Consider the following 10,856-nt stretch of genomic DNA (forward strand, 5'->3'; position numbering starts at 1 on the left):
TCAGCCGAGGGCGGCGAACCGCTGCACCTGCTCGATGGTGCCCTCCACGATCAGCACGCTCTCCGGCTGGAGCACCATGTCCGGTCCGGCGTAGCGGAAGCGTTCCCCGGGGAGCTTCGCGCCGACCACCATCACCCCGTACCGTTCGGTCGGGACCAGTTCGCGCAGCCGGCGGCCGATGAGGCTCTGCGGCACCGGCACCTTGGCGATGGCGAAGTCGTCACCGAACTCGATGAAGTCGAGCATCCGGCTGACGATCAGGTGGGCCACCCGCTCGCCGGTTTCCGCCTCGGGGAAGACCACGTGGTGCGCGCCGACCGAGGCGAGGATCTTGGCGTGTTTCGCCGAGGTGGCCCGGGCCCAGATCTGCGGTACGCCCAGCTCGGTCAGCGCCAGCACGCTGAGCACGCTGGCCTCCACCGACGCCCCGATCGCCACGACGACCCGGCGGAACTCCGCCACACCCAGCTGCCGCAGCGCGGCCTCGTCGGTGCCGTCCGCCTGGACCACCCGGTCGAGCTGCACCGACCAGCGCTGCACCGGGTCCGGGCTGCGGTCGATGGCGAGCACCTCGTGACCGAGCTGGGTGAGGGATCCGGCGAGGTGGTAGCCGAACCGGCCCAGGCCGACGACCACGACGCCGCTGTCGTCCGTGTTCCTAGCCGACAATGGGTTGCTCCTCCGGGTAGCGGTACAGGCGGTGCCGGGTGTTCAACGCGATGGCCGAGCCGAGGGTGAGCGGCCCGACCCGCCCGATGTACATGAGCAGGGTCAACATGAGCTGACCGGGCGTGCCGTACTCGGCGGGGCTGCCCACGGAGAGGCCCGTGGTGGTGAAGGCGGAGGTCACCTCGAACAGCGCGCGGTAGTAGGCCACCCCTTCGGTCATCAGGATCAGTCCCACCGTGCCGCCGGTCACCAGGGCGACGCTGAGCAGGGCCACGGTGAGCGCCTGCCGTTGGCTGGCGGTGGCGATCCGGCTGCGGCCCACCGTGACGTCGGGTTCGCCCCGCAGTTCCGCCCAGATGACGAAGGCGAGCAGGAAGAAGGTGGAGACCTTGATGCCGCCGGCGGTGCCGGCGCTGCCGCCGCCGATGAACATCAGCGCGATGAGCAGTGGGTAGGTCTCCTCGTCGAGCCGGTTCATGTCGAGGTTGTTGAAGCCGCCGGTCCGGACGACCGCGTCCTGGGTCAAGGCGGACAGCAGCTTGCCGCGCCAGTCGAACGGGCCGAGGGTGTTCGGGTTGGCCCATTCGGCGGCGAGCAGGCCGACGAAGCCGATCAGCAGCAGGGCGAGGCTGCCCCAGACGGTCAGCTTGGTGGAGACCGCCCAGGACACGGGCCGACGCCAGGCCCGGGCCACCTCGAACAGCGCCGGGAACCCGAGACCGCCGACGATGGTGCCGGCCACCAGGGGCAGGCAGATCCACGGGTCCCGGGCGAAGCCCACCAGACTGTCGGACCAGAGGGAGAAGCCGCCGTTGTTGAAGCCCTGGACGGCGTGGAACAGCCCGTACCAGAGGGCCCGCCCGGCCGGGTAGTCGTAGGTCAGCCAGAGCCGCCCGGCGAGGAACGCGGTGATGACCAGCTCGCTGACCAGGGCGAGTCCCGCGATGCGTAGCAGCAGGCGCCGTACGTCGCCGATGCCGTACTCGGCGGTCTCGGCCTGCACGAGCAGCCGGTTGCGTAGACCGAGTTGGCGGGCGACCACCAGGATGACCAGGGTGGCGCCGGTGAGGATGCCGAGGCCGCCGACCTGGGTGAGCACGGTGATCATGGCGAGACCGAAGCCGTTCCAGTACGTCGGGGTGTCGATCACGGACATGCCGGTGACCGAGACGGCCGACGTGGCGGTGAACAGCGCGGTGGTGAACGGAGTGAACCGGTGCTGGCCGGTGGCCCAGGGCAGCATCAGCAGGATGGTGCCGAGCGCGATCGCCGCCAGGAAACCGAACGGCACCAGCCGCACGGGGTGACGGAGGTAGCGGCGCACCAGACAATCTTCCGTTCTCGGGCATCTCGGGGTCGATGAATCGCCGATCCCGCAGGGTTCACCCTCCGGTCAGCCGTGGACCAACTGGCGGTCAGCCGCAGCCGGTCTGCTGGGCGTCACCCATCGACGACAGGAGACGGCGTTGCGACGTACCCTTTCCGCCCTCGGCCTGGCCGGCTCGCTGCTCGCCGTGGCCGTGGCCGTGCCCGGCGCGGCGTCCGCCCGCGAGGACGACGCGGAGCGCGCGGACCGGGCCGATCACCGACCCATCGTGATCGCCCACCGCGGCGCCAGCGGTTACCGTCCCGAGCACACCCTGGAGGCGTACCGGCTGGCGATCCGGATGGGCGCCGACTACATCGAGCCGGATCTGGTCTCGACGAGGGACGGCGTGCTGGTCGCCCGGCACGAGAACGAGATCTCTGGTACGACCGACGTGGCGGCCCGTCCGGAGTTCGCCACTCGCCGGGCGACGAAGACCATCGACGGGGTGGCCGTCTCCGGGTGGTTCACCGAGGACTTCACCCTGGCCGAGCTGAAGACGCTGCGGGCCAAGGAGCGGCTGCCCCAGGTGCGGGTGGCGAACACCGCCTTCGACGGGCGATTCGAGGTGCCGACCTTCCAGGAGGTCGTCGACCTGGCCCGGGCGGAGAGCCGCAGGCGGGGCCGGACCATCGGCGTCTACCCGGAGACCAAGCACCCCAGCTACTTCGCCTCGATCGGGCTGCCGTTGGAGGAGCCGCTGGTGGCGGTGCTGCGAAAGAACCGGATGACGCACCGGAACGCGCCCGTCTTCGTGCAGTCCTTCGAGACGGCGAACCTGCGCAAGCTGGACCGGATGGTGGACGTGCCGCTGGTGCAGCTCCTCGACGCGACCGGCCGCCCGTACGACTTCACCGTCACCGGCGACCCGCGCGGCTATCTCGACCTGGCCGCGCCCGCCGGCCTGCGCTGGATCGCCCGGTATGCCGACGGTGTCGGGCTGAACAAGAACCTGATCGTCCCCCGGGACGCCACCGGCAAGCTCCGCGCGCCGACCACCGTGGTCCGCGACGCCCACCGCGAGAAGCTGGTCGTGCACGCCTGGACGTTCCGCGCCGAGAACCAGTTCCTCCCCACCGACTTCCGCGTCGGTGCCGACCCGAACGCCCGAGGCGACATCACCGCCGAGTACGAACTCTTCTACGGCCTGGGCCTGGACGGCGTCTTCGCCGACCAGCCCGACACCGCCGTGGCGGCCCGCGCCGGCCTGCCGAGCCGCTGACGGGTCACCCCCATCCTCGGGTACGCGGGGCGTCCGGTCGGTCCGGACGCCCCGCGTACGTCGACTTCCAGTCTCACTCCTTACCAGGCACGGCCTAGTAGGTGAAGGTCCAGAGGAAGTAGAAGCCGGAGCCGGAGGGGCCGGACGCGCGGTACTCGCAGTAGAACCATTGCCACTGACCGTTCGACAACCCCTGGTTGCCGTAGCTGTGGCAGAACTGAAAGTCGTAGTAGACGCCGCGAAGCGTGCCGCCTGGCGGGTCAGCGGCCGCCGGGGTGCTCGCCCCGACCAGTCCACCCAGTGCGAGTGTCATCGCCGCTACCGCCGTCGCCCATCTGCGTCCGCGCATGAAGCCTCCTCCGGTCGTCGTCCACAGCGCACGGCGACTCTCCGTCGAGTCGGAGCCCAGGACATCGAAAAACCTAAATCAGGCTTGCATGGTTGTGCCTGCTCTGGCTTCCGACAGCGGGCGATGCTGGAGCGATGATCCGCCAGTGCGGCATCCATCGAACGGGCACCTGCCCTGAGAGGGTGGACGGGCGGGACGGGGGCATCGCTGTCCCCCGGCGACGTTGTCTTCCTTCCGCACGGGCGCGGACACGCGATCGCAGACGACCCGGCCACGCCGCTGGCTGACGTCGTCCAAACCCCGGACGGAAACTGGGTGCTGGCCGAGGACACCCCGCCCGGCGCCGGTCCGACCACCCTCATGCTGTGCGGTGCCTACCGGCTCAACCGGGCACGGGCACACCCGCTGCTCACCGGGCTACCCGACGTCGTCCACCTGCCCGCCCGGATCGGTGCACACCCCGCCCTGCGCGCCGCCGTCGACCTGCTCGGCCGGGAACTGGACCAGCCGGGGCCCGGCTCCGACGCGGTGGTGCCGGCGCTACTCGACACACTGCTGATCTACATTCTCCGCGCCTGGCTGGACGACCACGCCGGGCAGGTGGCCACCGGCTCGGCTGCCGCCCTCGCCGACCCGGCCGTCGCCGACGCGCTCCACTCGATCCACCACCATCCGGCCCACCCGTGGACGGTGGAGGAACTCGGCGCACGGGCAGGGCTGACGCGGGCGGCTTTCGCCCGACGGTTCGCCACCCTCGTGGGGCAACCTCCCCTGGCCTACCTGACCTGGTGGCGCATGATCATCGCCAGCCGCCTGCTCAGCACCAGCGACGCCCCGCTGCGCGTGGTCGCCCAGAACGGCGGCTACTCCTCGGAGTTCGCGTTCGCCAAGGCGTTCAAGCGCCAGTTCGGGATATCGCCCGGCAGCTACCGCAGACGTCACGACAACCCTGTGCGCACCCCCGTAACGCCCTGCCAAGCGTCATTCACCGCCGATGAGTGGCAGCTGAGCGACTCGACACGCCGGGGCTGCTGTGACTTCAGCTGCCAACGATCATGGTTTGCCTGATGGCTGGGCCACGTAGGTGCCCCGGCCGGGCTGACCGGTGATCAGATCCCGATCGTGCAGCAGCGACATCGCGCGGTACGCGGTGTTCATGTGGACCTCGTACAGCTCGGCCAGTTCGCGGGTAGACGGGAGTTTGTCTCCCGGTTTGAGTTCACCGCTTCTGATCTTCGCGGCGAGGTCGTTCGCGATCCTTCGGTACGGGGGTTCAGCTGTAGGCATGGGTGACTCCGGTTGGTTCGGCGTCTCCGATCCTGCCCTACCTGCACAAGTAACTGCAACAAGTTGTCGACACCGGGGCGATCAGGGGTCGACCATAGCCAGATACTGGTGTAGTTTCCCCTGTCCGGCTCCGGTTGGTTCGGCAAGCCTCGGGGGCGGACACCACGGTTGGCTGCGGGGCCGTACCGCCGATCAGGGCTGCGGTTCCGGAGCCGGCGGCCCGGCCCGCGTCCCCGATCGGCAGGCCGGGCCGCCTTCCAGCCCACACGTGACCCCGAGAGGTGGCCCATGCGCAACGTGCTCGCCCTGTTCCGCCGCCCCGCACGGCACCGCCCGTCCCATCCGCCGAACGCCGGCTGGTACGGCTGGGCGTCCTGCCGTCCGCTGACCGCCGGGCAGATCCGCGAGCGGCAGTTCCACCAGGTGCGACGCGGGCTCGACCCGGCCGAGGTGTACGCCTTCCTGTACCGGGTCGCCGGGGAGTTGGCCCACGCCCGGCGGGACCTGGCCATGGTCACCGAGGAGAACATCCGGATCAAGCGGGCGCTGCGCAGCTGGCAGTCCCGGTTCGCGCCCGGGGTGCGGCGGTGAGTTCGCAGCGCTTCGTCGTCCACCTGCCCGTGACCGCCGCCGACCTGCCGGCCGCGCTGCGCCTCGGCCGGGCGGTCACCCGGGCGCTCGGGTTCCTGCCCGAGGTGGACGGCGGCGGAACGACCATCTCCACCGAGGACGCGCAGAGCGCACGACACTGGGTTTTCTGCGACCAGCTACTCGACGGCGGTCGGCGCTGCCCCCAACCGGCCGACCACGACGGAGACTGTGCCGACCCGACCGTTGCTCCGCACCAGATGCGGCGTGTTGCGGCTTCCCCGGCTGCGGATACCGCCACACGCCGCAAACGGCGGGTCGGCGGGTCGGCGGGAGATCCCGCCGAGCCTGGTAGAAATGCCGGATGAGCCAGGACCGGTCGGCGATACGGGAGCGGGCCGAGGCGGTGCTGCGCCGGCTGGCCGGCGAGCACGCCCGGCTGCGGGAGGACCAGTGGCGGGCGATCGAGGCCCTGGTGGTGGACCGGCGTCGGGTGCTCTGTGTGCAGCGCACCGGCTGGGGCAAGTCCGCGGTGTACTTCGTGGCCACCGCGCTGCTGCGGGAGCGCCCCGACGCGGCGGGCCCGACGGTGATCGTCTCCCCGCTGCTGGCGCTGATGCGTAACCAGGTGGAATCCGCAGCCCGCGCCGGCATCCGGGCCCGCACGATCAACTCCGCCAACCTGGAGGAGTGGGACGAGATCACCGCCGAGATCCACGCCGGGGCGGTGGACGTCCTGCTGATCAGCCCGGAACGGCTCAACAACCCGGACTTCCGGGACACTGTGCTGCCGAAGCTGGCCGCCACCACCGGCCTGCTGGTGGTGGACGAGGCGCACTGCGTCTCCGACTGGGGGCACGACTTCCGGCCGGACTACCGCCGGCTGCGGACCTTCCTCGCCGAGCTGCCCGGGCGTACCCCGGTGCTGGCCACCACGGCCACCGCCAACGCCCGGGTGACGGCCGACGTGGCCGAGCAACTGGGTGACGCGTTGGTGCTGCGCGGCACGCTGGACCGGGAGTCGCTGCGACTGGCCGTACTCGACCTGCCGAGCCCGGCCCACCGGCTGGCCTGGCTCGCCGACCACCTGGACCAGCTCCCCGGCTCGGGGATCATCTACACGCTGACCGTCGCGGCGGCGGGCGAGGCCGCGGAGTTCCTCCGCACGCGCGGCTGGTCGGTCGCCTCCTACACGGGCCAGGCCGAGGACGCCGACCGGCGCGCCGCCGAGCAGGACCTGCTCGACAACAAGATCAAGGCGTTGGTCGCCACCTCCGCGCTCGGCATGGGCTTTGACAAGCCGGACCTCGGCTTTGTGGTGCACCTCGGCGCGCCGCCCTCGCCGATCGCGTACTACCAGCAGGTCGGCCGGGCCGGCCGGGCTGTCGAGCACGCCGAGGTGCTGCTGCTGCCCGGCGTCGAGGACGCGGCCATCTGGCGGTACTTCGCCTCGCTCGCGTTCCCGCCGGAGGAGCAGGTCCGGGCGGTGCTCGCCGCCCTGCCCACCGACCGGCCGCTCTCCACCCAGGCCCTGGAGCCGGTCGTGGACCTGCGCCGGGCCCGCCTCGAACTGATGCTCAAGGTGCTCGACGTGGACGGGGCGGTGCGCCGGGTGCGCGGCGGCTGGCTCGCCACCGGCGAGCCCTGGGTCTACGACGAGGCCCGGCTGCGCCGCGTCGCCCAGGCACGCACCGCCGAGCAGCAGGCCATGCGGGAGTACGCGACGACGCCTGGCTGCCGGCTGCGTTACCTGCGCGAGTGCCTCGACGACAACGGGGCGGCCGACTGCGGTCGCTGCGACCGCTGCGCCGGGCCGCTGTTCAGCGTCGCCGTCTCCGACGCCGCACTGACCGCCGCGCAGACCTTTCTCGGCCGGCCCGGCGTGGCGATCGCGCCGAAGAAGCTCTGGCCGACCGGCCTCGACGCGGTGGGCGTACCCCTGAAAGGGCGGATTCCCCCCGCCGAGCAGGCGTTGTCCGGGCGGGCCGTGGGACGGTTGTCCGACCTCGGCTGGGGCGGGCGGCTGCGCGGACTGGTCGCGCCGGAGGCCGCCGACGCGCCGGTCCCGGACGACGTGGCCGCGGCCGTGGTCGACGTGCTGAAGGCGTGGGCAAACGGCGACGACCCGTGGCCGCGGCGCCCGGTCGGGGTGGTCGCCGTGGACTCCCGCACCCGCCCGGCGCTGGTCGGCTCGCTCGCCGAGCGGATCGCCGCCGTCGGCCGGCTGCCGCTGCTCGGCCACGTCGTCCGCACCGGCCCGACCGGCGCCGGCGGACCGCGCGGCAACAGCGCCCAGCGGGTACGCGCGCTGCACGACGCCTTCACCGTGCCGGACGAGTTGGCCGAAGCGCTCGCCGGGCTGGACGGCCCGGTGCTGCTCATCGACGATCTGGTCGACTCCGGCTGGACGATGGCCATGGTGGCCCGGCTGTTGCGCCGCGCCGGCGCCCCGGACGTGCTCCCGCTGGCCCTGGCCGTGGCGGGCTGACCGCCCGCCGCCCGCGGACGGCCCGTCCCGTTGCCGGTGGGAGCGGGAAAGTTCCCGGTCGGGGCGGATTGCGAGGGGCGCCACGTGGAGCACCGTGCGGCCGGGCGGCAGCGGGGTCGGCGGTACCGTGGGCGCATGGCCGAGCAGCGATCCGTCACGGCGGTCGACTCCGACGGAGGGGCCTCTGACGCCCACCCCGCCGGAGCGGACGGTGACGCCTTCCCGTTCGGGGCGGTTGTCGGCGGGCCGGACCGGAGCACCCTGCGGCTCGCGCTGACCGTGGGCGGGCTGGTCCTCGCTGTCCTGCTCGGCTTCGGCCTCGGCCGGGCCAATCCGAAGCCCATGACGCCGTCCGGCCCGGGTGTTGCGGTGACGGCCACCGGCGAGCACACCCACGCCCCCGGCACCGGCGCGCACGACCACAGCGGCGGCGGGGAGGGCGCGACAACGGCCGGGGGGCTCTCCGTGACCGCGTCCGGCTACACGCTCACCCCGGTGGCGACGGAGTTCGTCGCCGGCCGTGCCGCGGAGTTCCGCTTCCAGATCCGCGACGACCAGCGGCGCGCGGTGACCCGCTTCGCCGTCGTCCACGACAAGCCGATGCATCTGATCGTGGTGCGCCGGGACTTCACCGGATACCAGCACCTGCACCCCGCCATGGCCGCCGACGGCACCTGGGCGGTGCAACTGACGCTGGCCCGGCCCGGCGTCTGGCGGGCGTACGCCGACTTCACCGTGGTCGCCGATGACGGCCGGCAGACGCCGGCCACCCTCGGGGTGGACCTGGTCGTGCCCGGCGCTTACGATCCCCGGCCGCTGCCGGCCCCGGCCACCACCGCGACCGTCGACCGGTTCACCGTCGGCTACCAGGGCATGCCGGAGGGGGGCACGGCCGTCCCGCTGCGCTTCCAGGCCCGCGACGGCACCGCACCGGTCGCGCTGGAGCGCTATCTCGGCGCGTACGGCCACCTCGTCGCGTTGCGTGAGGGCGACCTCGGCTACCTGCACGTCCACCCGGAGCCGGCACCGTCCGGGGACACGATCACCTTCTGGTTGACCGCGCCGGGGCCGGGTCGGTACCGGATGTACCTCGACTTCCAGGTGGCCGGTGAGGTGCGTACCGCCGAGTTCACCGTCACGGTCGCCTGAGGGCGGCGCGTCAGCCGGCCCGGCGGACCGGGCGGCGGGCCAGATAGCGGAGCAGGTCGCGGATGTGGTGTTTCTCCTCGGCCGGAACCGTCGGGTCGGCGAGCCGTTCGAGGATGACCCGGACGTCCGCCTCCACCGGGCCGTCGTCGACACGGCGTCTTGGGGCGGGACCGGCGTCCGGCAGGCCGAGCGCCCGGAACGCCGCCGCGACGGGCAGGTCGAGGGCGGCGCAGAAGCCCCGGACCTTGGCCAGTTCGGGGTAGTCCTGCCAGTCCCCGGCCAGCCAACGGAACACGGTGGAACGACCGACCCCGGTGTGCGCCGCGAGGTCGCTCACCGTCCAACCCCGCTCGTCGCGGGCCTCGTCGATGGCGCGGCGAACGAAACGCGCGAAGGCCATCTGGGGTGAAACCTCTACGGAGCCCATTCCTGCCGGGTGGTCCCTTTCTCGAACCGCGACACGGTGTCGGTGCGCTCCCTCAGGGTAGTACGACGTCGCGTCGGAGCAATTGCCCGATCGACCCCTGTGTTTTCCTCAGCCGGCCGGTGCGGCGTCGGCGAGCAGCGTCTCCAACCGGGGCGTGACCTGCCACTGGCCGACCAGTTCCCGGTACTCGGCCCGCTGCTGGCCGGTGGGCGTGCCACCGGTGCGACGGGCCCGGACCAGCAGGTTCCGTGGGGTGTGCCGGGAGTCGACGAACTCCACCACCTCGGCGCGGTAGCCGTGCAGCCGGAGCAGCCCGGCGCGCAGCGCGTCGGTCAGCACGTCGGCGAAGCGCTCCCGCAGGATGCCCTGCCGGGTCAGCAGCTCGTACGGGGCCGGGGCTGGCCGGGTGCGCAGCTGCGCGGCGATGTCGTGGTGGCAGCACGGCGCGGCCAGTACCCAACGGGCGTGCCACCGCACCGCCCGGGCCAGCGCCTCGTCGGTGGCGGTGTCGCAGGCGTGCAGCGCCAGCACCAGATCGGGGGCGGGCTCGACCAGCGCGTCGGCGATGGTGCCGGCGACGAATGAGACGCGGCCGGCCCAGCCGAGCCGCCCGGCCAGCTCGGTGTTTCGCCGCCGCTGGTCCTCCCGCACGTCCACCCCGACCAGCTCGACGTCGAGGTTACGCTGAGTCAGGTAGCGGTACGCCGCGAAGGTCAGGTACGCGTTGCCGCAGCCCAGGTCCACCACCCGCAGCGGGCTGCTCAGGTCGTCGGGCAGCGTGGCGGCGAGCGCGCGCAGGAAGGCGTCCACCTGACGCCGCTTGGCGGCCGAGCCGCCGATCTCGGCGAAGATCGGGTCACCCGGGTCGAGCAGGTAGTCCTTGGCCCGGTCGTGCCCGGCCGGCTCGTTCGCGGCCCGGTTCGCCGCGGCCCGGTGCACCTGCGCCTCGCCCGACTTCGTCACCCTCAGTTGGAGCGTCGCGTCGGCGGTCTCCACGTGCCAGTTGCCGAACGGCTCGGCCAGCAGCGCGTCGACCGCCGCGCCGGCCTCCGCGCCCGGGGCGACGTTGCGGGTGTACGGCCGGCTGCCGTCGGACGTGGAGATCTGCAACCGGGGTCCGGCTTTGAGAACGACCGGGCGCAGTTCGGCGCGGACCATCGAGGGGCGCTGCCCACGGCGACGGCCGGCGGCGACGGCGCGGGTCAGCGTGGGGTCGAGCAGCAACGCCCGGACCTGGGTCAGGGCGACGTCCAACGGTTCCGGCATCGCTCCATCATCCTTCCTCCACCACGCCGCCCCGCAGCCCCACCC

Annotated in this window: 12 protein-coding genes; 6 read left to right on the forward strand and 6 right to left on the reverse strand. The window is 72.4% G+C overall.

The window, feature by feature from the left end:
• Positions 1-669 (reverse strand): TrkA family potassium uptake protein, encoded by a 669-nt coding sequence (locus E1193_RS14055; protein ID WP_132183638.1) that lies wholly within the window; start codon positions 667-669, stop codon positions 1-3.
• Positions 659-1,993: a potassium transporter TrkG gene (locus E1193_RS14060; RefSeq protein WP_132183639.1), complete on the reverse strand. Its 1,335-nt coding sequence runs from the start codon at positions 1,991-1,993 to the stop codon at positions 659-661. Before E1193_RS14060 ends, E1193_RS14055 begins: the two co-directional genes overlap by 11 nt.
• Positions 1,994-2,135: 142 nt before the next feature.
• Between E1193_RS14060 and E1193_RS14065 the strand changes: the two genes are divergently transcribed.
• Positions 2,136-3,257 carry a glycerophosphodiester phosphodiesterase gene (locus E1193_RS14065; protein ID WP_132183640.1) on the forward strand — a complete coding sequence of 374 codons (1,122 nt, stop codon included), beginning with the start codon at positions 2,136-2,138 and terminating at the stop codon, positions 3,255-3,257.
• A gap of 94 nt (positions 3,258-3,351) precedes the next feature.
• On the opposite strand, the gene E1193_RS14070 is transcribed toward E1193_RS14065, so the two are convergent.
• A complete protein-coding gene (locus tag E1193_RS14070) occupies positions 3,352-3,606 on the reverse strand; it encodes a hypothetical protein (RefSeq protein ID WP_132183641.1) in 255 nt (84 codons plus the stop codon).
• A 207-nt stretch (positions 3,607-3,813) separates the two neighbouring features.
• On the opposite strand from E1193_RS14070, the gene E1193_RS14075 reads away from it, so the two are divergent.
• Complete coding sequence (locus E1193_RS14075; protein WP_279433336.1) at positions 3,814-4,674, forward strand: AraC family transcriptional regulator; 861 nt, start codon at positions 3,814-3,816, stop codon at positions 4,672-4,674.
• Here the strand turns inward: E1193_RS14075 and E1193_RS14080 are convergent.
• Positions 4,660-4,893 (reverse strand): winged helix-turn-helix domain-containing protein, encoded by a 234-nt coding sequence (locus E1193_RS14080; protein WP_132183643.1) that lies wholly within the window; start codon positions 4,891-4,893, stop codon positions 4,660-4,662. The two genes, E1193_RS14075 and E1193_RS14080, sit on opposite strands and share 15 nt — an antisense overlap.
• A 288-nt stretch (positions 4,894-5,181) precedes the next feature.
• Between E1193_RS14080 and E1193_RS14085 the strand changes: the two genes are divergently transcribed.
• The 4 genes from E1193_RS14085 to E1193_RS14100 all read left to right on the forward strand — a co-directional run bounded on the left by E1193_RS14085 (position 5,182) and on the right by E1193_RS14100 (position 9,118).
• Entirely contained in the window at positions 5,182-5,484 is a 303-nt protein-coding gene (locus E1193_RS14085; protein ID WP_132183644.1) for a DivIVA domain-containing protein, read from the forward strand.
• Positions 5,481-5,849, forward strand: coding sequence for a hypothetical protein (locus E1193_RS33970; protein WP_347877026.1), 369 nt, complete (start codon positions 5,481-5,483; stop codon positions 5,847-5,849). Before E1193_RS14085 ends, E1193_RS33970 begins: the two co-directional genes overlap by 4 nt.
• Positions 5,846-7,969 (forward strand): DEAD/DEAH box helicase, encoded by a 2,124-nt coding sequence (locus tag E1193_RS14095; protein ID WP_132183645.1) that lies wholly within the window; start codon positions 5,846-5,848, stop codon positions 7,967-7,969. The genes E1193_RS33970 and E1193_RS14095 overlap by 4 nt, the downstream gene beginning before the upstream one ends.
• Before the next feature lie 135 nt (positions 7,970-8,104).
• On the forward strand, positions 8,105-9,118 hold the full coding sequence (locus tag E1193_RS14100) for a hypothetical protein (protein ID WP_243707610.1): 1,014 nt from the start codon (positions 8,105-8,107) through the stop codon (positions 9,116-9,118).
• A 10-nt stretch (positions 9,119-9,128) separates the two neighbouring features.
• On the opposite strand, the gene E1193_RS14105 is transcribed toward E1193_RS14100, so the two are convergent.
• A complete protein-coding gene (locus E1193_RS14105; protein ID WP_132183646.1) occupies positions 9,129-9,545 on the reverse strand; it encodes a helix-turn-helix domain-containing protein in 417 nt (138 codons plus the stop codon).
• A 108-nt stretch (positions 9,546-9,653) separates the two neighbouring features.
• A complete protein-coding gene (locus E1193_RS14110; RefSeq protein ID WP_132183647.1) occupies positions 9,654-10,811 on the reverse strand; it encodes an SAM-dependent methyltransferase in 1,158 nt (385 codons plus the stop codon).
• Positions 10,812-10,856 lie beyond the last annotated feature (45 nt).

Origin of the sequence: Micromonospora sp. KC606, from assembly GCF_004348675.1 — a bacterium.
Classification (GTDB): Bacteria; Actinomycetota; Actinomycetes; order Mycobacteriales; family Micromonosporaceae; genus Micromonospora.